The following is a 24,602-nucleotide window of genomic DNA, read 5'->3' as shown; positions in this document are numbered from 1 at the left end:
TTTTTTTTTAATCAAATCGTAAGTGTTTCACGGACTCACCAGAATTCGCTAATTCCTCCAGCGCATCGATACCGATTTGGAGGTGTTTGTCGACAAAATTAGCCGTCACCTTCTTATCGCTAGCATCTGTCTTTACTCCATCCGGTGTCATCGGATTATCAGATACTAACAAAAGGGCGCCGTGAGGAATTTTATTTTTAAATCCGACCGTAAATATCGTTGCCGTTTCCATGTCAATTCCCATCGCGCGAATATCAGACAAATAGGTCTTGAACACTTCATCGTGCTCCCAAACTCGACGATTCGTGGTATAAATCAATCCAGTCCAATAGTCCAATTCGTGTTTCTTAATCATCGATGAAACCGCGCGCTGTAAACGGAAGGAAGGTAGGGCTGGCACTTCTTTGGGCATATACTCATCCGATGTTCCCTCTCCTCGTACCGCGGCAATAGGAAGGATTAGATCCCCTAGGGCTAAATTCTTTTTCAAACCGCCACATTTACCTAAAAACAACACCGCTTTCGGACTAATAGCTGATAAAATATCCATCACCGTCGCGGCCATAGGAGAACCCATCCCAAAATTAATGATGGTAATATTATGTGCTGTAGCCGTCTGCATGGGGCGATCTAGGCCTTTAATATCAACCCCAAATTTCTCCGCAAACATATCCACATAATTCTTAAAATTGGTCAATAAGATATACTGTCCAAAATCTTCCGAATTCGTTCCCGTATAGCGGGGTAACCAGTTCTGTACAATTTCCTCTTTGGTTTTCATATTTATACTCTCCTTTGTGATGAATTAATTAAGCAAATAGATTAATTTAGAGCTTATATTGATAAAGATGATCACATCTCCCGAATTAAACTTAGTCTTTCCTGCCTATTCACACAAAGTAAAGAAAAAGGAAGGGAAATTGTATATTTTGGAAGAGATCACCAAGAAATATCGATTACTTACGCCTGAAGAATGGGTTAGGCAACACTGCTTGCATTATTTAGTGAACGATTTAAAATACCCAGCGTCATTATTCCAAATAGAAGGAAGCATGAGGGTAGATCAATTAAACAGACGTACGGATATCCGGCTATTTAAAAACAATGGGGAGGTTTTTATGCTGATAGAATGCAAAGCACCTCATGTGGATATTAGTTTAAATACCCTACAACAAATCAGCCAGTACCAAAAAATACAGCAAGCAGAGTACCTAGTCATCACCAATGGCCTACAAAATATTATACTACATCATTCAACAGAAATAGTAAACGAATTCCCCTCATACTCATGAAAAAAGCCCTTTTCATTTTCTTAGGACTCTTATCTTTTTCCGGCTTAGCCCAAAAGAAACCAGCCTTAGTAGTAGGTATTGTCGTAGACCAAATGCGCTATGAATACCTCAATAAATATTACGATCGCTATTCGGATAAGGGTTTCAAGCGCTTGATGAGAGAGGGAATAAATTGCACTGATAATCACTACAATTACGCACCTACGGTCACGGCAGCTGGGCACGCAAGTGTTTACACAGGCACTGTTCCTGCTATTCACGGCATCGTGGGAAATGATTGGATCGAAGTAGCTACGGGTAAAAAGATGTATTGTGTGGATGACACTACAGTACAAACCGTGGGCAGCAAAAGCAAGGCGGGTCTTATGTCCCCTAAAAATATGTTCACCTCCACCATCACGGATCAGTTAAAGATGGCGCAAAATTACAAGTCAAAGACCATCGCCATCGCTCTGAAAGATAGAGGTTCTATTTTGCCAGGTGGACATACGGCAGACGCAGCCTATTGGTATGATTCAGCGGAAGGATATTGGATTACCTCTTCTTTTTATGCCAAAGAATTACCTACCTGGGTTCAGAAATTCAATCTAGAGGGTCGCCCACAGAAATACATTCAAAAGGGCTGGAATACCTTGTATCCAATCGCATCCTACACTCGCTCAGCAGAGGATGATAGCCCGTATGAGAGCAAATTAAGTGGAGAGAAGGCACCCGTATTTCCGCATGAACTGAAAGGGGGTAATGCATTGGAAGTTATTCGTACGACACCATATGGCAATAATCTAACGAAAGACTTCGCTATAAAAGCAATAGACGAAGAAAAATTAGGTAAGAACGGGACAACCGATTTCTTAGCGATTAGTTTCTCATCGACGGATTACGTGGGTCACTCTTTTGGACCACAATCGATCGAATTAGAAGACACCTATTTACGTTTAGATCAAGATATTGCGGACATCTTGGCACATTTAGATGCCAAATTAGGCAAGAATCAATACTTGGTTTTCTTAACCGCAGATCACGCAGTCGCAGAAATCCCTTCTTATATTAAAAGCAAACGCCTTCCGGGTGGATCATTTGATAATGGCAAAGCGATTAATGAAGCAAAAGCAGCTTTAAAGAAGGAATTTGGAGAGGTGGAATTGATGACTGGAGCGGATAATTACCAAATTTACTTGAATCACGCTAACCTAGAAAGATTACATATTACGAAGGATGCGGTGGCTAAGGTTTTGGAGAAATCGTTTAAAAACCAATCAGGATTCGCTGAATTAGTGGACATGAGAGCGGCCGCTTCAAGTCCCATCCCTGCCATTTACCGCGAAATGATCATCAACGGTTATAATCAAGCCAGAAGTGGCGACTACATGTATTTATTGAAGCCACAATGGTTCTCCGGCTACAAAACAGGCACATCACATAGTGCTGTTTATGCCTACGACACACACGTTCCTTTGTTATTTTTTGGCTGGAACGTAAAACCAAAAGAAATTAACCAAAGAACACATATCAGTGATATTTCTAGCACCTTGGCCAATTGGTTAAAAATCAACGAACCGTCAGGAAGTATCGGAAAAGTAATACAGTAATTATATGAAAATAGCCGTTGTAGGAACTGGATACGTAGGTTTAGTCACAGGAACTTGTTTCGCCGAAACAGGAAACCAAGTGACTTGCGTAGACATCAATCAAGAAAAAGTACAGCAAATGCAGGACGGGAAAATTCCCATTTATGAGCCTGGATTAGATGATTTATTCCAAAGAAATACCCAAGAAGGACGCCTTCATTTCACCACTTCGTTAAAAGAGGGTATCGAAGGAGCTAAAGTCATTTTCTTAGCCCTCCCTACCCCTCCGGGCGCGGATGGATCTGCCGATTTAAAATACATTCTGCAGGTGGCCAATGATTTAGGACCTATCTTATCAGATTATACCGTTATCATCGATAAAAGCACCGTTCCCGTAGGAACCTCTGATAAAGTGAGAGTAGCCATCGCGAAAAACGCTACCGTCGATTTCGACGTCGTTTCTAATCCCGAATTCTTACGCGAAGGCGTGGCAGTGGAGGATTTTATGAAACCAGATCGTGTCGTGATCGGTACCCAATCTGACCGTGCGAAGGACTTAATGTCTCGCTTGTATGCGCCATTAGTTCGCCAAGGAAATCCGATCATCTTTATGGATGAACGATCTGCGGAGTTAACAAAATACGCAGCAAACGCCTTTTTAGCGACCAAAATCACCTTCATGAACGAAATCGCGAACCTATGCGAACTCGTAGGCGCGAATGTAGACGAGGTGCGCAAAGGAATCGGTACGGATTCTCGGATCGGGAAACGCTTTTTATTCGCAGGAATCGGATACGGTGGAAGCTGTTTCCCTAAAGACGTGCAAGCGCTGGCTAAAACTTCGGCAGAGAACGACTATGAGTTTAAGATTTTGGACTCCGTGATGCAAGTAAATGAAAGCCAGAAAACGAAACTTATTCCGCATTTGGCAAAACACTTTAAAGGCGATTTAGCTGGAAAGAAAATTGCGATGTGGGGTTTAGCCTTCAAACCCTATACCGATGATATCCGGGAGGCACCCGCCTTGTACAATATCGACGCTTTACTGGAATTAGGTGCCACCGTGAGTGCCTATGACCCTGAAGCAATGGGCCACGTGAAGCAATTAATGGGCGATAAAATTACGTTTACTAAAAATCCATACGAAGCTTTAGAGAATGCGGATGCGCTTTTAATCGTCACAGAATGGCCGCAATTCAGAACGCCAGACTTCGAGCGAATGGATAGTTTATTGAAAAACAAAGTCATTTTTGACGGCAGAAATTTATACGAATTAAACCAAATGCAGGAACTAGGATACACCTATTATTCTATCGGCCGTCAAACCATACACTAATATGAAAAGAGTTTTAATCACCGGCGGAGCTGGATTTCTAGGATCTCATTTATGTGATCGTTTTATCAAAGAGGGTTACCACGTAATCGCGATGGATAATTTAATCACGGGCGATCTAAAGAACATCGAACATTTGTTCAAATTAGAACATTTCGAATTCTACCACCATGATGTTTCCAAATTCATCCACGTTCCAGGTGAATTGGATTATATTCTACACTTTGCGTCCCCAGCCTCTCCTATCGACTATTTAAAGATACCTATCCAAACCTTAAAGGTGGGATCATTAGGTATCCACAATTGCTTGGGTTTAGCCCGCGTGAAAAATGCGCGCGTTTTGATTGCATCCACTTCCGAAGTGTATGGTGATCCGAACGTACATCCACAACCAGAAGAGTATTGGGGAAATGTAAATCCAGTGGGACCACGTGGCGTATATGATGAGGCCAAACGCTTTCAAGAAGCCATGACGATGGCGTATCATACTTACCACGGTTTAGAAACTCGCATCATTCGTATTTTCAATACCTATGGACCACGCATGCGACTAAACGATGGTCGTGTATTGCCTGCGTTTATTGGACAAGCGTTACGTGGCGAGGATTTAACGATGTTTGGCGATGGTTCTCAGACGCGTTCGTTCTGCTATGTAGATGATTTAGTCGAAGGCATTTATCGCCTCTTATTGAGCGACTATGCACAACCTGTGAATATTGGAAATCCGGATGAGATAACGATCAAAGAATTTGGTGAGGAGATCATCAAATTAACAGGTACATCACAGAAGTTAATTTCTCTTCCATTGCCAACAGATGACCCCAAACAACGTAAACCTGACATTACCAAGGCGCGCAGCATTCTAGGCTGGGAACCCAAAGTGAGTCGCGCAGAGGGATTGAAGATCACTTACGATTACTTCAAGTCGTTGAGTAAGGACGATTTGTTTCGAATGGCGCATCATAAAGAGTTTTAAAAAAGCGAGGGCTAAAATTGTGCTTTGCAATAATTTTGTGCCCTCGCATTTTTTAAAACTTCTGGGAACTATACAAACAAAAAAGGCGCAGATTGCGCCTTTTTTGTTAACCAAATCTTTACTCTCTACTCGACAATCTCTACTCTACAACAGTAGTCAAAGAGTCGCCTCAAGCGGCGGAGCCGCCCTCGGCTTAGTCAATGAGTCCGGAGAAAATTATTTCCTATACAAACAAAAAAGGCGCTTTAAGCGCCTTTTTTGTTAACCTACTTTATACTCTATGCTCTATACTCTATACTCTATAAAAAAGGGGACCTAAGTCCCCTTTTTTATTAATTAAAGATATAACGTACACCAAACTGTGCTTGCCATCTTGACCCTAAACCAAAGCTACGTTGGAATGAATCTGTCAATGGAACAGATGATGTTGGGTTACCTTGGTAACGGTGAGGGAATTCAAACGTTGGCTTACCTGTAGTAGCGTCATTACCTACATAAGATAATAAACCAGCACGTAAAGGTGTTTGATTTAAGCCCCACTGTGAGGATGCATAATTACCTAAGTTAAATACATCTAACGTGAATTGTAAGGTATTTTTCTTACCACCTACCTGGATGTAGAAATCTTGGATTACTTTGAAATCAAAGTTAGCAGCCCAAGGTAATTCAGCTCCGTTACGCTCAGCATATTGACCACGACGAGAGCTTAAATAAGCATCTTGAGAGATGTACTTATCTAAATCAGCCCATTGTTGTGCTGCTGTGTAAGTGAATTTCTGAGAAACGTTGTAAGAAATAACTTTGTCTTTCAAGATGATTTCACCTTCTCCACGAGGGATGTACATTAAGTCATTAGCTGTTTGGCCATCACCATTCATATCACCTGAGTACGTATAAGAGAAACGACCTGCTGGAGCTACTGAATACGTAAATCCAAAAGTAGTTGCTGCCTTTTCGTTCAAGTAATTCAATTTATATGAACCATACGCGTTGAAACGGTGTGATTGCATGTAAGATGAATAAGAAGCTACGTTTTCGTTCGGATCACCAGACACAACGCGATCTCTCCATTGTGATTGAGCAATAGATCCACCGTCATTCACTGAACGTGAATCAGAGTTTGTGTAAGATAAGGAAGCAAATAGACCATTATCAAATGCCTTAGAAACCGTTGCAGTTAAGGCATAAGAATAACCTAATTGTGTATTCTTGATCACAATCGCATCTGAGATATTAGGATTCAAGCCTGAATTACCTGCAGCTGGAGCATTAACTCCTTTAACGTTACCATATATTTGGTTAATCTTCGTATTCGTTGGAATGCCCGCTGAAGAAGCTGTGTAATAAATAACACGGTTATCAGCACCTACCGCCTTCACTTTCGAATCTGGCAAGTTGACGTTTTCCAAATAGACTGCGTTGATATCTTTCGTGTAGATACCTTCTAATGATACTAACCAACCATTTCCTAAGCTCTTGTCTACCGCTAAGTTAGCACGGAATACTTGAGAGAATTTGAAGTTAGGATCTGTTACCGCTAAGTTATAAGACGTAGGGATAATAGAGGTAGCTACCGCCGGACGGTAAGCATCTACATTCGCGTTGAATGGACGGTTTGTTGGATTTGTTAAACGCTCAGATCCAAATAATACACCATTATTAGACAATTGGTTAGATAACCAAACGTAAGGAACACGTCCAGAGAAGATACCTAAACCACCACGTACTTGTGTAGTCTTGTCATCTTTCACATCCCAGTTAAATCCAAAACGTGGAGACCATAAAGTCGTAAAGTCTGGTAACTGATTTGTTCTTAATACCGTGTTATTACGGAAAGTTAAGCTAGGAACATAAGCGTTGTTGTACTTAGGATCATTATCCACAGGGAATGAAGTTCCATCTGCACGTAGACCGAAAGTTAATTTCAATCCTTTAGCTGCTGTGATTTCATCTTGTACATACAATGAAGTTGTGTTACCCTTCATTTCAGCAAATGGGAATGTAGCGTAATTAGACCAAGATTGTTGGTATTGAACCGCATTAGAAACACCCGTGTTTACAGAGGCAATAAAATCATCTACTGATTTGAATTGGTAGCCACCGTAGTAGTTAGGAGCAAAACCGTTTCTAAATGCATTCATCTCAAATGCAGCACCTAACGTAAATACGTGCTTTCCAGCATAGTAAGTTAAGTTATCTGATGCTTGGAAGATATCAGAATCTAAAAGGTTATTAGCTGAGAATGGCTCGAAACCAAAAGCAGTTAACTCATTCAAGTTATTGTTACCGATATCAACTGTTGGGAACGGAGTGTTGTTAACAGGTGATTGACGGAAGTCACGCATTTGTGTATAACCTACAGTCAAGTTATTCGCTAATTTGTCAGAGAACGTAGAGTTCAATTCAGCAATGTACGAATCTAAGTTGTTGTTAATACGGTATAAAGAACCTTGGAAAGGTAAAACCGTAGCTGATGGGTTACGACCACCTGATAAAGATCCTGATGATGATGGGCTAACATCAGCATAAGAACGTAGGTAGTTGTATTTCAAGTTAAACTTGTGCTTGTCAGAAATATTCCAGTCTAAACGAACGTTCGCTTTTTGAGAATAATTTTCTTTGTCCCAGTTCTCGTAAGCACCTGGATCATAGTTGAACTTCGATTTCAACAAACTCTTAATGCTTTCTAATTGCTCCACTGTCGCAATAGATTGATTACCTGCTGTAGAACCAGCACGGCGCGCTACAAAGTTAGAACCTGGTTGTGTTTGTAATTCTTGCTCGAATGAGGCAAAAACAAACAATTTATTCTTTACTAAAGCACCACCGATACGACCACCGAATTGACCCCTTTGGAAGTTACCATATTGGTTTGTCACATCACCGATCTTGTTACCTACTTGGTTTTGGTCTGTACCAAAATAGTAAGCAGAACCAGACCAATCGTTTGTACCAGATTTCGTTACCACGTTGATGTTAGCACCCGTTGCCATACCTTGACGAACGTCATAAGGAGCAATTAATACTTGGAATTGATCGATCGCATCTACTGAGATAGGAGAAGCACCAGCTTGTCCACCAATGGTAGGTGATAAAGCGAACGCATTGTTAAAGAACGCACCGTCTACCGTTACGTTGTTATATAATGCATTACGACCAGCAAAGTTCAAACCATTTGCACGTGGATCTAAACGAGCAAAATCACCTAACGAACGGTTTAACGTAGGTAAAGTAGTGATAGAGCTGTTAGAAACCGTTGTAGCAGCACCCGTACGACCTGAGTTAATCACAGAGGAACGAGACGCAACCACCTTAACTTCTTCTAGTTGAGCTTGGTTTAATTCTAATTTGAAGTTTTGACGAAGTTCTGAAGCTAACGTCAAAGAAATACCTGATTGAACAGATTCTTTGTAACCTACGAAAGATACAGTCACTTTATAAGGACCACCCACACGCATGTTAACGATGTTGTAACGGCCATCCCCACGAGTAGAGGCACCGTAACGAGAACCCGTAGGCTCGTGAACTGCGATTACCGTAGCACCTGGTAATCCTTCTCCTTTTTCATCCACAACAATACCCGACAAAGCGGATGTTGTAGACCCCTGAGCAAAGGCTTGCCCAACAGGTAGTGCCATCACAAGCGCGAAAAACGCTCCCAATAACACTGATTTAGTAATAAACCTTCTCTGCATAAATTTGGAATTTAGTTATATAATAATTTGAGAAATGATAGCACAAAATAAACGAGAAAAATCAAATACTCCAAAATATCTCAAAAAAGTATTTTCACCGAAAATGGGTTAATTCGTTGATATTTAGGACTAATCTCGAAAAAACCTGCAATATCCTAACAGCTGCAGCCTCTTATAGTCCTATAAATCGCATTTATTTAACAGAAACTTAATTTTTAATTATTTAAAGAATAATTTTGTAGCCTAATTATTCCAGATGTCAGAAAATATCAAATTAACTTCTTTTAGCCACGGCGCAGGTTGCGGATGTAAAATATCCCCTCAGATTTTGGACCAAATCCTTAAATCAGATAAACCAAAGGCTTCCCATCCCCTCTTATTAGTCGGAAACGAGAGCCGAGATGATGCGGCCGTATTTGATTGGCAGAATGGCGAAGCCGTAATCTCAACGACGGATTTCTTTATGCCGATTGTGGATGACCCCTTTGATTTCGGGAAAATCGCAGCCACCAATGCTATTTCTGATATCTATGCCATGGGCGGAAGTCCTCTGATGGCCATCGCCATTTTAGGCTGGCCAATCGATAAATTAGCCCCAGAAATTGCGGCACAAGTACTTGAAGGTGGACGCGCTGCTTGTGCCGAAGCAGGAATTCCGTTAGCTGGAGGCCATTCGATTGATTCCCCTGAACCTATTTTTGGGCTTGCGGTCACTGGAAAAGTGCGCAAAGAACATTTGAAACAGAATGATACAGCCACGAAAGGCTGTATGTTATACTTAACGAAGCCATTGGGCGTGGGTATTTTATCTACAGGCCAAAAACGAGGCATCGTTAGTCCTGCCGATTTGGCTCGTGCGGTGAAGCAAATGAGCACCTTAAATTCATTTGGAGAAAAGCTTGGACCACTACCTTATGTTACCTCTTTAACGGATGTGACAGGATTCGGGTTATTTGGTCATTTAGTGGAGATGGCGGATGGATCTGGATTGAGCGCTAAAATTGCGTTCGAAAACTTACCATTGCTTCCCAATATTGATCATTATTTAGACCAAAAGTGCTTCCCAGGTGGAACAGCACGCAATTTAGCCAGCTATGGCGAACGTTTAAGCGAAGAAATTTCAGAACGTCAACGTTACATAGGAGCGGATCCTCAGACTTCTGGTGGATTACTAATCGCTGTAGAAGCGGAACATACGGCAGCCTTCGAAAAGTTTGCACTGGAGCAAGGATTAGAGTTAAGTCCGATTGGGGAATTAACAGACAGAAAAGAAAAAGCCATTTACTTAGCCTAATGAAATTATTCTATCGCGCACTTGGTGAATCGGGTACGCCGGTTATTATTCTACACGGCATTTTTGGGACCTCCGATAATTGGTTAGGTTTTGGAAAAGCCATCTCAGAAAATCACCGCGTATTTTTAGTGGACCAAAGAAACCACGGACAATCTCCCTGGGGAGACGAATTCAATTACGAGGTGATGGCGGCTGATCTGTTGGAATTCATCCAGGAGCATCAATTAGAAAACCCTATTTTAATAGGCCACAGCATGGGAGGCAAAGTAGTGATGCAATTTGATTTGTTACATCCGGGCATCGCTTCTCGCATCGTGATAGTCGATATCGCCCCTAAATTCTATCCAGTACACCATACGCACATTTTGGAAGGATTAAACAGCCTGAATTTAACTACATTGGAAAGTCGCCAAGCAGCCAATGAGCATTTGAAGCGCTTTGAAGAAAAAGAAGGCGTTCGTCAATTCCTTTTAAAGAATCTGTACAGAAACGCGGAGCAGCAATTTGCGTGGCGAATTAATCTGAAAGTAATCACCAAAAATATTGATGTAGTGGGGCACGAATTATTCGTCCCTGCTGCCTCGAATACTGAAACGTTATTCATTAAAGGAGCTGATTCCCATTATATTCAACCGGAAGACGAACGATACATTGCGGAAATTTTCCCTAATTTTGAACTTGTAGAAATTCCAGGCGCAGGCCATTGGGTGCAAGCGGACCAACCGGAGCTATTTTTACAAGCGCTTCAATCGTATTTATGAAAATTTTTCTAATCCCCTGCCCGATTGCTGAAAACACTTCAACCGAAGTCCTACCTCCTCAAATCTTAACGGCCCTTCAGCAGACGACGCATTTTTTAGTCGAAAATGTGCGAACGGCCAGGAGATTCATCAGTGAATTGAAATTAGGAATTCAGATTGAGAGCTTGACTTTTGAAGTATTAGATAAGGATACACAGTCTAAAACGGTCACCGACTTCTATAAAAAACATAGTTCAGTCGAATACATCGGTGTTATTTCAGAAGCGGGTTGCCCTGGGGTGGCGGATCCAGGAGCTTTAGCCGTTTCGATTGCACAGCAACAAAACATCGAAGTCATTCCTTTAGTAGGCCCCTCCTCTATCCTATTGGGATTAATGGGGTCTGGATTTTCAGGCCAAAGTTTCGCCTTCATCGGCTACCTTCCTATCGATAAAGCCGCTCGTATTCGCAAGATAGAGCAACTAGACAGAGATGTAGCCAAATGGGATCAGACACAAATCTTCATCGAAACACCCTATCGTAATAATGCACTACTAGAAGATTTGATTGCACAATGTGCCCCAGATTCCCTAATTTGCATTGCCTGTGATGTGACCGCGCCCTCTGGTTTTGTCCAAACAAAAAAAGCCAGCGACTGGGCAAAAGCGCAACCCGATTTGCACAAAAAACCTTGTATTTTTCTTTTAGGTAAATAAATATGATCTTTCACCAAGCCTTCACACTAAATCCTTTTCAAGAAAACACCTATGTTATTTGGGATAACAAAGGAACAGGAATTATTGTAGACCCTGGTTGCTATACCTACGAAGAGCGCCAAACGCTAAAAAACTTCATCGAGGAGAAAAATATTACCTTAACTCATATATTAAATACCCACGCGCACATCGATCATGTGCTAGGGGTAGAATATTTTAAACAAGAATTCAAGATCCCCTTTTACCTACATCCGAAAGATGAGCCTCTATTAAAAGATGCAGCGAATCGGGCACAAGTATATGGATTTCCTCACTACCAACCCTCTGAAGTAGATGTTTGGTATGAGGAAAATCAAGTGCTGCACATTGGCGAAATGGAAATCAAGATCTTGTTTGTACCGGGTCACGCACCTGGTCATGTGGCCTTGTATTTTGAAAAAGAAGGCCTTCTATTTGATGGGGATGTCTTGTTTAGACGCAGTGTGGGCAGAACGGACTTCCCACTTTGCAACCACGCTGATTTAGTACAGAGTATTCAAACGCAATTATATACCTTACCTGATTCGACGATTGTGTATCCTGGACACGGGGGAAGCACCACCATCGGGGAGGAGAAAGTATCTAATCCTTACGTAAAAGCATGAAAAAAGAAATCCCTAACCTATTAACGCTAGGTAATTTATTAGCGGGTTGCATCGGACTTTGGTTCGTAATGCAAGGCGATTTAGTGAGCGCCTCTTATTGTATATTTATCTCATTGGTATGCGATTTCTTCGATGGATTTTTAGCGCGCGCCTTGAAAGCTTATTCTGATCTAGGAAAAGAGTTGGATTCTTTGGCAGATATGGTCTCTTTTGGGGTGCTGCCTGCTTTTATCTTGTTTTCATTAGTCGAACAAAGTTGCGGCACTCAATGCACCGTGGGTCTATTCGGGTTCTACAAGCCCTTTATGGTGTTTGCTTTGACTCTGATGTCCGCGTATCGTTTGGCTAAATTCAATATTGATACACGTCAAAGCGACCAGTTTATCGGTGTCCCTACACCAGCAAATGGTCTATTAATTGCGTCTTTACCCTTAATTCTACATTTCCAGCCGGAATACAGCGCTTATATTTTATCATTCAAAGGCCTTTTGATTTATGCGATAGTCATGAGTTATCTATTAGTTTGCGAATTGCCCCTGTTGGCCTTTAAGTTTAAGACCTGGGATTGGAAAAGCAATCAAGTAAAATTCATTTTCCTTATTTTTTGCATTGCTGCCCTTGTTATGCTTAAATTTGCAGCAATTCCGGTTTTAGTGATCGCATACATCCTTCTTTCCGGCCTTATTTTCCTTTTAAATCCAAACAAATAATGAAATTCTTAGCTGAAATCAACGTAATGCCTCAAAAAGAAATCCTTGATCCTCAGGGAAAAGCGGTACTTATTGGCTTACAAAACTTAGGTATTAACCAAGTGGCAGGCGTTCGTATCGGCAAGCACATCACATTAACAGTGGATGCAGCTTCTGAAGCTGAGGCAAATGAGGTGGTAACTAACGCTTGCAAGAAATTGCTAGCGAACTTGATTATGGAAGAATTTGAGTTTACATTAACAGCTCAATAAGAGACTAAAACTGGCCTGTATGCAATAATACCAGCGTGCAGGCCTCTTCTACTTCTATTCCCTTATTCTGTAAAGCTTTCTCTAGCACCGAATTTTCTGTGCCTGGATTGAATATCACTCGTCTGGGTGATATAGCCGAAAGGTATGCTAAAAGACCCTCCTGATTCGCAGGACCTACGTACAAAGTAACAGTGTCGATATCTTGCAATAAAGGTTGATCCTGTTGAATGATCAAGCCCAACACCTCCCCTTTTTTAATCCCCACTAATGAGACCTCGTGTCCATGTTGCAAAAGCAATTCCGTTGCGATATAGGCATATCGACTTGGATTCGTACTCGCACCGTAGACCAGAACTTTCATTAGAATAATTTTTCAGCGATAGCGCGTACGCTATCTGATTTACTCATCGTATAGAAATGCAAGGCAGGAACACCTGCTTGAATTAATTCTTTTCCTTGTTGGACTGCCCACTCAATTCCTAATTGCTTGATGGCAGCATTATTCGAGCATTTACGAGCCTCCGAGACAAATTCAGCAGGAATCTCTAAATGGAAAATCTCTGGCAAAATGTCTAATTGACGTTCTGTTGCCAATGGTTTTAGACCTGGAATAATGGGCACATGAATACCCATTTCACGGCATTTTTTAACGAAATCAAAATACTTCGCGTTATCGAAGAACATCTGAGTAACAATATAATCTGCACCCGCATCCACCTTTTGCTTCAAATAGCGTAAGTCTTGATCAAAGGAAACAGCATCAATATGTTTCTCCGGATAACCTGCCACGCCAATACAAAAGTTGGTGGGTAATGATTCCGTTTCTTCGTGCAATAAAATACCTTGATTCATCGCCGCTACTTGCTCCACTAATTCGTTAGCATAGGCGTGACCGCCTGGCTTAGGGATGAAATGAGGTTCCCCTTTTTCTTGATCACCGCGCAATAGAAGGGCATTTTCGATCCCCAAATAGTGTAAATCGATTAGGAAATCCTCCGTTTCTTCTTTGGTAAACCCTCCACAAATCACGTGCGGAACGGCTTCGATTTGAAAACGCTGCATGATGGATGCGCAGATGCCTAGGGTACCTGGACGCTTGCGAATAGGAATACGTTTCGATACCCCATCTATCACTTTCTCTACAAATTCCTCGCGGTGATACGTCACCTCAATAAAGGGCGGCTTAAATTCCATCAAAGGCTCAATGTGTGACATTAATTCGCCCAAATGCTGGCCTTTCATCGGTGGAATAATCTCGATCGAGAAAAGTGTTTTTCCCGCCGCTTCTTCAAAGTATTTAGTAATCTTAGTCATAATTCAATACGGGGCTTAACCATCTTTCTACGTCATCTAATGACATTCCTTTGCGCTTCGCGTAATCTGTTACTTGGTCTTTCGCAATCTTACCTAAACCAAAATACGTACTCTCGGGATGAGAGAAATAGAATCCAGACACCGCGGAAGCCGGATACATCGCATAACTTTCCGTTAATTGAATCCCGATCTGCTTCTCCGCATCCAATAATTCAAACAAACGTTTCTTCTCCGTGTGATCTGGACAAGCTGGATAACCAGGTGCCGGACGAATTCCGTCGTATTTCTCTGAAATTAAGTCTTCATTGCTTAAAGTCTCTTCTGAAGCATAACCCCAGAATTCTTTACGCACACGTTCGTGCAATAATTCGGCAAAAGCTTCCGCTAAACGATCTGCTAAAGCCTTGACCATAATGGAGTTATAGTCATCATGCTCTTTTTCATACTTATCTAAAAGCGCTTCGATTCCCAGACCCGTCGTCACCGCAAAGGCACCGATATAATCCGTCTCACCCGAGTTTAAAGGAGCAATAAAGTCACTTAAACAACGGTTAGGAAGCGTGCTCGCTTTTTGGCCTTGCTGACGTAAATGGTGCAACCATTGGCTCTTGTCAGAAGATTCGTCTTTGGGTTGAATCTCATAAGAAACCTGTTTGTGTGAACCGTGTTTCTCGCAAGCAACCTCTAGCGCCTTCTCCACGTAATCGTGTAAGATAATGTCATCTCCAAGCGAGTTGGCCGGGAAAAACCCTAAGGCCGCCTTCGCTTGAAGCGATTTATTCGCAATAATCTCTTTCAATAAAGCCTGGGCATCATCGAATAATTTCTTCGCCTCTTTGCCTACCACTTCGTTATCGAAAATACGCGGGTATTTTCCGGACAATTGCCAAGTTGAGAAGAACGGCGTCCAGTCGATGTATTTCGCAATTTCCTCTAACGAATAGTCTTCAAAATACTTCACGCCTAAGAATGACGGTTGTTTCGATTTAAATCCAGTCCAATCAATGCCGCTCGATTTTGCACGAGCTTGATCGATCGATAAGTAATTTTTCTCTTGCTGACGGGCAGCATGAGCCGTTCTCAATTCAGCGTATTCCGTTTTAATCTCGTTGAAGATTTCTTGAGAAGTCAATTCACTTTGCAATAAACGACCTGCCACCGGTACAGAACGGGAGGCATCTAATACGTGAATCACGGGTCCTGAGTAGTGAGGATCAATTTTCACCGCGGTGTGAATACGAGACGTTGTAGCTCCACCAATTAAAAGAGGCACTTTGAAACCAAGACGCTCCATTTCTTTGGCCACATACACCATCTCATCTAATGACGGCGTAATCAAACCGGATAAACCGATGATATCTACGTTATGCTCCTTCGCCGCAGCCAGGATCTTATCGCAAGGAACCATCACACCGATGTCGATTACTTCGTAGTTATTACATGCCAAAACCACACCCACAATATTCTTTCCAATATCATGCACATCGCCTTTCACCGTCGCCATCAAGATCTTTCCAGCCGACGAACTCTCCCCTCCTTGCTTCTCTGCTTCAATATAAGGCAATAAATAGGCCACAGCCTTCTTCATCACACGAGCGGACTTCACGACCTGTGGCAAGAACATTTTTCCTTCTCCGAACAAATCTCCCACCACATTCATCCCATCCATCAACGGACCTTCAATCACCTGAATCGGACGCTCGACTAATTGACGCGCTTCTTCTACATCTTCATCGATGAATTCGGTCAAACCTTTAATCAAGGCGTGTTCTAAACGCTTGTTCACTGGTTCTTTTCTCCAGGCATCATCTACAACTAATTCTTTACCTGCGGACTTAACTGTCTCCGCATAAGCCACTAATTTCTCCGTCGATTCCGGATTGCGATTCAATAAAACATCCTCGCACAAATCGCGTAACGTTTTATCAATGTCATCATAAACGCCTAATTGACTGGCATTAACGATACCCATATCCATACCCGCCTTAATCGCGTGGTACAAGAACACGGTGTGCATTGCCTCCCGCACTAATTCGTTTCCGCGGAAGGAGAAGGAAATATTCGAAACCCCACCCGAAACTTTCGCGTGCGGCAAGTTTTCTTTAATCCATTTGGTTGCTTTGATGAAATCAACTGCATAATTATTATGCTCCTCAATTCCGGTCGCAACCGTTAAAATATTAGGGTCGAAAATGATATCCTGCGCAGGGAAACCTACTTTATCGACTAAAATATCGTAAGCACGTTGACAAATCTCGATACGACGCTGGTATGAATCCGCTTGACCCGTTTCATCAAAGGCCATCACGACGACCGAAGCACCGTACATTTTCACTTTGTTCGCGGATTCAATGAATTTCTCTTCCCCTTCTTTCAACGAGATCGAGTTAACCACCGATTTACCTTGTACGCATTTCAAACCGGCTTCGATTACTTCCCACTTAGAAGAGTCAATCATAATCGGTAAACGAGCGATATCAGGCTCAGCCATCAATAAATTCAGGAATTGAGGCATCATTTTCACGCCATCAATCATCCCCTCATCCATATTGATGTCCAAAATCTGCGCACCACCATCCACCTGTTCGCGGGCCACCGCAATGGCTTCCTCGAATTTCTCCTCGCGAATTAAACGTGCGAATTTCTTCGAACCCGTCACATTGCAACGCTCCCCTACGTTCACGAAATTCGTTAATTCCGTAATTTCTAAAGGCTCTAAACCAGACAATTTCTGATTCACATTTTCTTCCGGAATCACGTGTGGCTTGTGCTTCGAAGCTACTTCCGCAATCGCTTGAATGTGCGCTGGCGTAGTTCCGCAACAGCCTCCAATGATGTTCAAGAAGCCATTTGCTAAGAAATCATCGATGATAACTGCCATTTCTGCAGGAGATTGATCGTATTCACCCATTTCGTTCGGCAAGCCCGCATTCGGGTGAGCAGAAACCAAGAAAGGGGATTTATCGTTCAATGTCTTTACATAAGGACGCATTAAATCTGCTCCTAAAGCGCAGTTTAAGCCCACTGAAAGCAAAGGCATGTGGGATACCGAAGTCAAGAAGGCTTCCGTTGTTTGGCCTGATAAGGTACGCCCAGAAGCATCCGTGATCGTTCCAGAAACCATCACCGGCAAATAAGGCTTGGATGAATTTTGCTTGAAATAGTGATCAATGGCAAACAGGGCTGCCTTCGCATTTAAGGTATCGAAAATAGTTTCCACTAGGAGCAAATCAGCCCCACCGTCGACTAAACCACGAATTTGTTCTGTATAAGCTTCAACTAATTCATCGAAAGTAACCGCTCTATAACCTGGATCATTTACATCTGGGGATAACGAAAGAGTACGGTTCGTTGGCCCGATGGAACCGGCTACATAGCGTGGCTTCGAGGGATCCTTGGCCGTAAATTCATCCGCAACTTCACGGGCAATTTTCGCTGACTCGAAATTTAATTCATAGACCAAATCCTCCATGTGGTAATCCGCCATCGCGATGGAAGTTCCAGAGAAGGTATTTGTTTCCGCGATGTCCGCACCTGCAGAAAAGTATTTCGCGTGAATTTCTTTGATCACATCCGGACGCGTGATGGACAACAAATCATTGTTTCCTTTCACTTCGTGCGGGAAATTCTTGAAGCGTTCGCCGCGGTAATCCGCATCCGTTAAATTGTATTGTTGAATTAAAGAACCCATCGCGCCGTCAAGAATTAAAATCTTTTCGCGCAATACGTCTTTTATCTGTGGTCTTTGCATAAGTATAATCGAATCTTTGACAGATGTTTATGCCAAAAATCTAGCAAATATACCGCTTTTCAGCCTAAATGAGGCCCATTTTTTGAATTTTTTCAAGATCTTCCGGGGAATCAATTCCTATGGTTTCAAATTGCGTTTCGATGGCCTTTATTTGAATGCCATTTTGAATCCAACGCAACTGTTCTAGGGATTCTGCCAGCTCTAGTGAAGTGGGCTTAAGTGCACTTAAACCGGGCAAAATATCAGCCCGATAGGCGTACAATCCGATGTGTTTGTAGAAAGTATGCCTATTTAACCATTCTGAAGGCTCCACCCCTCTTAAAAAAGGAATGGTTTGACGGGAAAAATAAAGGGCATGACCTTCCTGGTCGCAAATCACTTTAGGTGTATTGGTATTGAATAAAGTTTCTGTGTCTGTTATTTTTTTAATTAGGGTCAAAACAGGTGCTCCTGACGCAAATCCTGAAGCCACTTTGCGTAATTGTTCCGGCTCTATAAAAGGCTCATCCCCTTGGATATTCACCACATAATCGACCGTTTCACCTAATCGACTTAGTACTTCGGCACATCGATCGGTACCGGTTAAATGCGTATCAGCTGTCAACATCACCTCTGCCCCGAAGCCAACAGCCACCTCGAAAATTCGCTGATCATCTGTCGCTATCACAATACGATCAAAGCCTTTGACCGACTTGACGCGTTCATAAGTCCGCTGAATCATCGGTTTTCCTCCCAGATCTACCAGTGGTTTTCCCGGGAAGCGAGTGGATGCGAATCGAGCCGGAATTATGGCGACGACCTTTTTGCCGTGAATCATACTAATTACGTTTTTTGATAGAATTTTGCCAAATTTGCACATAATTTCCAAACATTCGAGCCTTTGCCTGTATTTTTCGAACATTCCTTTGCTGAACCAATCTGGAGCATCCGCTTCTGGGGAAAACCAGACGAACCTCGTTTGTGGGTGGAAACGAGAGGAAACGCTGAGGCATTTTGGCATTCGATCGATTTAGCGACTAAAGAGGTTTCCCTTTTAGGAAAGGCTCCCTCCGATTATGCCCAATTAAACTTTGTACACGGCTCAGAAAACGAGGCGCTTTTCATCAAATTACAGCAGTCAAAAAATCCAGGAATAGAGTCTATAAAAACCTATTCTTTAGAGCCACTGAAGCTACTGAAAGAAGAAAAACCTCGCCCAATAAGCACAGAAAGCGACTTTTCATTTCAAGTACCCCAGCATTACGAAGAAAGCCAAGACTATTTTAAAGACTTCCAAACCTTCTTCCAGCAGCAATTCAACGAAACGATCGCGAAAGGAATAGATTATTTTGAAGGTGAGGATAAGCTACTATTTTCTTATTATCTTTACGATAATGGCTGGAAAAACTACCTCAGGGTATGTAATTTAGCCTTTGACACGATCTTATTAGAACAGATCGCTGAAGGAGATACCATCGGATACCAAACCTTTACGTTACTCAATGAACAATTGATTTTTGTGAAGGATAAACTGAAATTGAAGATTTATGAAAAATTATAAACTAACCTTACTCATCGCCTTTTTATTTGCATTGCAGTTTTCTACAAAGGCGAGCACCCTCGATTCCTTGGGCTTAAAAAAGGAGAACAACAAGACTTTTTTATTGTTCAAAGTAGGTCCCAAGCAATCCCTATTTTCGATCCTAAAACGGTATAATTTATCGTTAAGCGAATTCAAATCGGCTAATACCGATGTCCAAATCCCTGTGAAAACGGGCGAAATCGTTTATATTCCTTTGCACTACTTAGAAGAAAGCAATCCAGCCCCTAAAGTAGTGGAAGAAAAAGCAGCAGAAATACCTAAGGAAGCAGAAATTCACATTGTAGCCCCTAAGCAAGGTTTGCTTTCAGTAGCGAACATGCACAAAGTAACGATGGCTGAATTGCGTAAATGGAATAATCTAACCTCAGATCGTTTACAAGAAGGTCAACGCTTAATCGTCTCAGATCCAGCTGGATCCAGTTCCGCTATGGCAGTTGATAAGAGCAATTTATTGCCTGCAAAATCGGCAGCACCAGCAGCATCCGCACCAGCTGAAACCGTCGTAGCTCCCGCGAAAGAAAAAGGCCCTGAGGACATCAAAAAGAAGATTGAAACAGGAATTGCGGAACTGATTGACGTACCTGATAATTCTGGCAAATTCTTAGCCTTGCACCGCACCGCTCCGATTGGAACCTTGGTTTTAGTCAAAAATCTAACGAATAATCAAAGCATTTGGGTAAAGGTCATCGGACGTTTGCCGAACGGCGATAACAAAGTGATCATCAAACTTTCTCCGAAAGCTTTTGAGAAATTGAATGCCGTTGATAAGCGCGTTAGAGCTGAAATCTCTTATTTATTACAGTAATATGAACAAGAGAAAAAGGCCTATCACCGCAGGTCACGTTATTTTTGAGGTATTCTTCATTTTATCTTATCCCTTTATTGCGGCGTTTTCGGTTGCGGTAACGGTATTGGTCTGGATATTCTCCCTTCCCTCCCGTTTAATTGCCCTATTTAGCCGAAAATGATTTCAGAAAAAATAGCGGCCATCTTAGACGAGAAATTCGCTTTTTTCAATCATCCGCGCTTTATTGAACACGATCCTATCCAAATTCCGCATCGCTTTAGTCGTTTGCAAGACAAGGAGATAATGGGGTTTTGGGTCGCTATTTTAGCCTGGGGTCAGCGTAAAACGATACTTCAAAATGCGCAAACACTCATCGAATTGATGGATGGCACACCGTATGAGTTCATTTTAGGACATCAAGCAACTGATCTAAAACGATTTGAGCATTTCAAACACCGGACTTTTCAATACCCAGATACACTTTATTTTATTGATTTCTTCCAAAGACATTATCAAAACAATAATTCCCTAGAAACGGCGTTCAACCTAGGTTTGAAAGCGGAGGACTTAAGTGTGGAGAATGGACTAAATGGTTTTTACGATTATTTCTTTCAATCCGAATGGGCTCCCGAGCGCACAAAAAAACACATTGCTTCTCCTCTGAAAAACTCGGCTTGTAAACGCATTTCAATGTTTTTGCGGTGGATGGTGAGAAAAGATGAGGCTGGAGTTGATTTTGGACTTTGGAATACCATCAAACCAGCACAATTAGTTTGTCCACTCGATGTGCACGCGATGCGCACAGCTGCCCAACTGGGTCTAATGAAAGAAGAGAAGGCGAATTGGAAAACGGCTTTGGCCCTTACCGAAACGCTACGTGAACTGGATCCAAGCGATCCTGTCAAATATGATTTTGCCCTCTACGGAATGGGCATCGAAGAAAAAACGCTATGGAAATAAGCAACAAAAAGACGGGTGATTACCTTCGTATCGACGAAAAAACGGGAGCGAGTTTAATCGAACTAAATCTTGGTGGCCTATCATTAATCGACCTTCCCGGAAGCTCCGATCATCCCTTAGCGAGCAACCCTTACCACCCCAGCGCCTTGTTAACCCCCTGGGTAAATCGAGTTCGTAACGGAAACTATTCATTCAAGGGTAAAAATTACCAATTACCCATCAACGAACCCGCCTTAGGAAACGCTATTCACGGTTTATTGGCTAGAGTACCGTTTACCCTTTTACAAAAAACAGAATCGTCTGTCACATTAGAACATGCGTACCAAGGTGCTGAACCTAATTACCCCTTTCCATTTACTTTCCGATATACGTATACCTTAGCAGAGGAAGGCGGTCTTGAAATTACCTTTATGGCCCAGAACACGGGCTCAACGTCCATGCCTTTCGCCTGTGGCTGGCACCCTTATTTCAGCTTCCCAGACACAAAAGCAGCTGATTTATCTATCAAATTTCATCCCACTAGCCGTTTTTTATCAGACTCCCAAATGATTCCTTTGAAAGAGGAAAATCTACAAGGTAAGAGCGAATTTGTTTTCAGTCAAGAGAAAGTGGACCACGTTTTTCGACTAGAGCCTAGGGAAAAACACGTCACAGAATTCATCGATCATAAACACCAGCGTTCGCTTTTTTTAACTCAATCCTCTGTTCAATTTCCCTTTTTAGTGGTCTTTCAACCGGAAGGATATCACTCGGTGGCGATTGAGCCAATGACTGCCAATACAGACGCCTTTAATACCGGTGATGGCTTGATCGAATTAGCCCCTTCGGAGGCCTTTTCAGGACAGATCCGTTTATCCATAGGAAAATAGATCAATCATTCAGGTTTTTTGTACATTTGTCAAATGAAGTTTAATCTGTTAGTCATTTTACTGTTTTTAACTGCTTGGAGCCCTCTATTCGGGGAATCTAAGGCGGATTCTACAGCGAATAAATGGAAACAAGTGATGACCTCTGGGATTAACTTAAATCAGTCCAGTTTCAGTGATAACTGGAAAGGTGGCGGAACGAATACCTTAGCGATAGGCTGGTATTTGAATCACAGCGCTAACGTTTCGAATGAATCTTGGCGCTTGAATTCTGACCTGAATTTACAAGTCGGATTTCTCCAAAACAGAACTCAAAGTCTACGCAAAAACATCGACCGCATTGCATACGAATTCAAGGCGGGTTATCGCATCAGCCCTAAATGGGACTTTTATGGATCGACTAACTTCCAGACTCAATTCTTTAATGGATATGATTATGGCAAGAAAAATAAAGCGGGCGTTCCGGTAGACTCCTTAATTTCGAGTTTATTTGCTCCGGCCTATTTGACTTCCTCCATGGGTCTAGAATACCATCCAGACAAATCATTTTATACACGAATCGGTATTGGTTCTTTACGCCAAACCTTTGTCTTCGACCAAGCCATCTCCAGAGCAGGATTATATGGTCTAGAGAAACCAGGAGACAATATCAGAAATCAGTTCGTATTTCAATATTTAGTCAACGTGGACAAAGATGTATGGGAGAATATTAATGTAAAAGCACGTTATTCAGCCTTAATCGATTATTTCAGACTTACTTTATCGAACAGTATTGTACATCGATTAGATGCGAATGTAACGATGAAAGTGAATAAATATGTGAGCACTAATCTGCAAATGGTGCTTTTTCGAGATTATGACCAAGATCCTAATTGGCAATTCTCTCAAGTCCTATCCATGGGCCTTGTTTACCGCATCGAAAAATAACTATTTCTTTCGGTTTAAGTACCGATCATACAACATTTGGATAATACCGTCTTTTAAGCCTAAATCAGGCACAAATATCGTCTGACAACCGCCTAATTCCATCGCCGTTAAATAAATGGAAGCTGCCGGAACAATCACATCCGCGCGGTCTGTATTTAAACGTAATTTATTCACGCGATCCTCAAAAGAGAACGAACCCACGTAGGCCGCCATTTCAAATAAGGCATCGAAAGTCATCGACTTTTCCTCGGCAGCAGGTTTAGACAAATTAAATAATTTAGCTATGTTTCCTCCTGTCCCAATTGCCTCAATATCTCCTGAAATCAACTCTTTTTGCTGAGAAATCCAATTCTTCATCTTCTCCCAATCTCCCTCTTTTTCCGTTCCTTCTAGTAATCGCACCGACCCTATTTTAAAAGACTTCGAAGCTAATTTTTCCCGGTGACGATAGATATTCAATTCCGTACTACCCCCACCCACATCGATGTGCAAGTAATTTTTCTTCGGATGTAAAGATTGAACGACCACATCATTGATTAATTCCGCTTCACGGCTACCATCAATCAACTGGATTTTCATATCCAATATCTTATGAATTCGAGTGATAATCTCTGATGAGTTAGACGCTTCCCGCATAGCCGATGTAGCACAAATCGCATAGTCCTTCACTTCGTGCAAGTCCATCAATAATTTATAGGCGTGCATTAATTTGAAAATACGCACCTCAGACTCAGGCGAAATCATGCCATCACTAAAGACATCATGTCCTAAACGAAGGGCAAAACGCACATATTCAATCCGCTTAAAACTGATGACTCCCTCATTTTCTAATACACTAGATATTTGAAGGCGAGCGGCGTTAGATCCGATATCAATGGCTGCAAATTTCATACTTTAGGGGGTTTATGAAGGTAAAAACCATTGCCTTGCACTTCGTACGAGATTTCTGTACCTAGGACAAATAATAATTCTCTTCGATCAATAACGACAGGGATATTTTCAATCAAATACTCCTCATCATTTTCTGTTTTAGTATCAAAACCAAGGACAAAAGTTCCTCCACAGGTTCCTCCACGCATTCCCACCCGGAGAAAAGGCTCCGGAAACGTAATTAAACGTAGGTTTTCGAGGGCTGATTCGGTCAAACGAACGGGAGGATCTATTAACATGTATTAACGAGGATGTCGATGTAAAAT

General features: G+C 42.0%; 24 protein-coding genes. 16 read left to right on the top strand and 8 right to left on the bottom strand.

From position 1 onward, the window contains the following. Positions 1-7 precede the first annotated feature (7 nt). On the bottom strand, positions 8-781 hold the full coding sequence (locus EWU21_RS08090; protein ID WP_130896326.1) for an AMP nucleosidase: 774 nt from the start codon (positions 779-781) through the stop codon (positions 8-10). Positions 782-848: 67 nt separating this feature from the next. Between EWU21_RS08090 and EWU21_RS08085 the strand changes: the two genes are divergently transcribed. The 4 genes from EWU21_RS08085 to EWU21_RS08070 are packed head-to-tail and all read left to right on the top strand — an operon-like array spanning position 849 to position 5,169. Next, positions 849-1,292 carry a type I restriction enzyme HsdR N-terminal domain-containing protein gene (locus tag EWU21_RS08085; RefSeq protein ID WP_130896324.1) on the top strand — a complete coding sequence of 148 codons (444 nt, stop codon included), beginning with the start codon at positions 849-851 and terminating at the stop codon, positions 1,290-1,292. Beyond that, complete coding sequence (gene pafA / locus EWU21_RS08080) at positions 1,289-2,881, top strand: alkaline phosphatase PafA (RefSeq protein WP_130896322.1); 1,593 nt, start codon at positions 1,289-1,291, stop codon at positions 2,879-2,881. The genes EWU21_RS08085 and pafA overlap by 4 nt, the downstream gene beginning before the upstream one ends. Positions 2,882-2,885: 4 nt before the next feature. Next, entirely contained in the window at positions 2,886-4,196 is a 1,311-nt protein-coding gene (locus EWU21_RS08075; RefSeq protein WP_130896320.1) for a UDP-glucose dehydrogenase family protein, read from the top strand. A 1-nt stretch (position 4,197) separates the two neighbouring features. Continuing rightward, the gene (locus EWU21_RS08070; protein ID WP_130896318.1) at positions 4,198-5,169 is read left to right on the top strand and encodes a UDP-glucuronic acid decarboxylase family protein; all 972 of its coding nucleotides are present in this window, start codon (positions 4,198-4,200) and stop codon (positions 5,167-5,169) included. 332 nt (positions 5,170-5,501) lie between these two features. Here the strand turns inward: EWU21_RS08070 and EWU21_RS08065 are convergent, their stop codons facing one another. Continuing rightward, on the bottom strand, positions 5,502-8,864 hold the full coding sequence (locus EWU21_RS08065; RefSeq protein WP_130896316.1) for a TonB-dependent receptor: 3,363 nt from the start codon (positions 8,862-8,864) through the stop codon (positions 5,502-5,504). A gap of 256 nt (positions 8,865-9,120) precedes the next feature. Between EWU21_RS08065 and selD the strand changes: the two genes are divergently transcribed. The 6 genes from selD to purS are packed head-to-tail and all read left to right on the top strand — an operon-like array spanning position 9,121 to position 13,219. Beyond that, the gene (gene selD / locus EWU21_RS08060; protein WP_130896314.1) at positions 9,121-10,158 is read left to right on the top strand and encodes a selenide, water dikinase SelD; all 1,038 of its coding nucleotides are present in this window, start codon (positions 9,121-9,123) and stop codon (positions 10,156-10,158) included. Continuing rightward, complete coding sequence (locus tag EWU21_RS08055) at positions 10,158-10,919, top strand: alpha/beta fold hydrolase (RefSeq protein WP_130896313.1); 762 nt, start codon at positions 10,158-10,160, stop codon at positions 10,917-10,919. The genes selD and EWU21_RS08055 overlap by 1 nt, the downstream gene beginning before the upstream one ends. Then, positions 10,916-11,614, top strand: coding sequence for an SAM-dependent methyltransferase (locus EWU21_RS08050; protein ID WP_130896311.1), 699 nt, complete (start codon positions 10,916-10,918; stop codon positions 11,612-11,614). Before EWU21_RS08055 ends, EWU21_RS08050 begins: the two co-directional genes overlap by 4 nt. A gap of 2 nt (positions 11,615-11,616) precedes the next feature. Continuing rightward, complete coding sequence (locus tag EWU21_RS08045) at positions 11,617-12,258, top strand: MBL fold metallo-hydrolase (RefSeq protein ID WP_236633201.1); 642 nt, start codon at positions 11,617-11,619, stop codon at positions 12,256-12,258. Further along, positions 12,255-12,968, top strand: coding sequence for a CDP-diacylglycerol--serine O-phosphatidyltransferase (pssA, locus tag EWU21_RS08040; protein ID WP_130896309.1), 714 nt, complete (start codon positions 12,255-12,257; stop codon positions 12,966-12,968). The genes EWU21_RS08045 and pssA overlap by 4 nt, the downstream gene beginning before the upstream one ends. Further along, positions 12,968-13,219, top strand: coding sequence for a phosphoribosylformylglycinamidine synthase subunit PurS (gene purS / locus EWU21_RS08035; protein WP_130896307.1), 252 nt, complete (start codon positions 12,968-12,970; stop codon positions 13,217-13,219). Before pssA ends, purS begins: the two co-directional genes overlap by 1 nt. A 4-nt stretch (positions 13,220-13,223) precedes the next feature. On the opposite strand, the gene EWU21_RS08030 is transcribed toward purS, so the two are convergent. The 4 genes from EWU21_RS08030 to kdsB form a co-directional block, all read right to left on the bottom strand. Further along, a complete protein-coding gene (locus EWU21_RS08030) occupies positions 13,224-13,580 on the bottom strand; it encodes a CoA-binding protein (RefSeq protein WP_130896305.1) in 357 nt (118 codons plus the stop codon). Further along, positions 13,580-14,533, bottom strand: coding sequence for a methylenetetrahydrofolate reductase [NAD(P)H] (metF, locus tag EWU21_RS08025; RefSeq protein WP_130896303.1), 954 nt, complete (start codon positions 14,531-14,533; stop codon positions 13,580-13,582). The genes EWU21_RS08030 and metF overlap by 1 nt, the downstream gene beginning before the upstream one ends. Then, the gene (metH, locus tag EWU21_RS08020) at positions 14,526-18,284 is read right to left on the bottom strand and encodes a methionine synthase (RefSeq protein ID WP_130896301.1); all 3,759 of its coding nucleotides are present in this window, start codon (positions 18,282-18,284) and stop codon (positions 14,526-14,528) included. The genes metF and metH overlap by 8 nt, the downstream gene beginning before the upstream one ends. Positions 18,285-18,348: 64 nt before the next feature. Further along, on the bottom strand, positions 18,349-19,101 hold the full coding sequence (gene kdsB, locus EWU21_RS08015; RefSeq protein ID WP_130896299.1) for a 3-deoxy-manno-octulosonate cytidylyltransferase: 753 nt from the start codon (positions 19,099-19,101) through the stop codon (positions 18,349-18,351). Positions 19,102-19,164: 63 nt separating this feature from the next. Between kdsB and EWU21_RS08010 the strand changes: the two genes are divergently transcribed. Genes EWU21_RS08010 through EWU21_RS07990 form a run of 6 tightly spaced genes read left to right on the top strand, consistent with a single transcriptional unit; the run spans position 19,165 to position 23,406 of the window. Beyond that, the gene (locus EWU21_RS08010) at positions 19,165-19,824 is read left to right on the top strand and encodes a hypothetical protein (protein ID WP_130896297.1); all 660 of its coding nucleotides are present in this window, start codon (positions 19,165-19,167) and stop codon (positions 19,822-19,824) included. After that, positions 19,811-20,671 carry a septal ring lytic transglycosylase RlpA family protein gene (locus tag EWU21_RS08005; protein ID WP_130896295.1) on the top strand — a complete coding sequence of 287 codons (861 nt, stop codon included), beginning with the start codon at positions 19,811-19,813 and terminating at the stop codon, positions 20,669-20,671. The genes EWU21_RS08010 and EWU21_RS08005 overlap by 14 nt, the downstream gene beginning before the upstream one ends. Before the next feature lies 1 nt (position 20,672). After that, positions 20,673-20,834: a hypothetical protein gene (locus EWU21_RS11290; RefSeq protein WP_161566450.1), complete on the top strand. Its 162-nt coding sequence runs from the start codon at positions 20,673-20,675 to the stop codon at positions 20,832-20,834. Next, the gene (locus EWU21_RS08000; protein WP_130896293.1) at positions 20,831-21,613 is read left to right on the top strand and encodes a TIGR02757 family protein; all 783 of its coding nucleotides are present in this window, start codon (positions 20,831-20,833) and stop codon (positions 21,611-21,613) included. Before EWU21_RS11290 ends, EWU21_RS08000 begins: the two co-directional genes overlap by 4 nt. Then, on the top strand, positions 21,604-22,482 hold the full coding sequence (locus EWU21_RS07995) for an aldose epimerase family protein (RefSeq protein ID WP_130896292.1): 879 nt from the start codon (positions 21,604-21,606) through the stop codon (positions 22,480-22,482). The genes EWU21_RS08000 and EWU21_RS07995 overlap by 10 nt, the downstream gene beginning before the upstream one ends. 33 nt (positions 22,483-22,515) lie before the next feature. Continuing rightward, positions 22,516-23,406 carry a DUF3078 domain-containing protein gene (locus EWU21_RS07990; protein ID WP_130896291.1) on the top strand — a complete coding sequence of 297 codons (891 nt, stop codon included), beginning with the start codon at positions 22,516-22,518 and terminating at the stop codon, positions 23,404-23,406. Here EWU21_RS07990 and EWU21_RS07985 read toward each other — a convergent pair whose 3' ends face one another. Together EWU21_RS07985 and EWU21_RS07980 are read right to left on the bottom strand one after the other, a co-directional pair. Then, positions 23,407-24,297, bottom strand: a complete 891-nt coding sequence (locus EWU21_RS07985) for a Ppx/GppA phosphatase family protein (RefSeq protein WP_130896290.1) — start codon at positions 24,295-24,297, stop codon at positions 23,407-23,409. Next, complete coding sequence (locus EWU21_RS07980) at positions 24,294-24,575, bottom strand: iron-sulfur cluster assembly accessory protein (RefSeq protein ID WP_130896289.1); 282 nt, start codon at positions 24,573-24,575, stop codon at positions 24,294-24,296. Before EWU21_RS07980 ends, EWU21_RS07985 begins: the two co-directional genes overlap by 4 nt. Between the last annotated feature and the right edge of the window lie 27 nt (positions 24,576-24,602).

Origin of the sequence: Aquirufa antheringensis (assembly GCF_004307425.1) — a bacterium.
Taxonomy (GTDB): Bacteria; Bacteroidota; Bacteroidia; order Cytophagales; family Spirosomataceae; genus Aquirufa; species Aquirufa antheringensis.
Note: the sequence above shows the minus strand (reverse complement) of the source record. Positions and strands in the feature narration are given on the sequence as shown.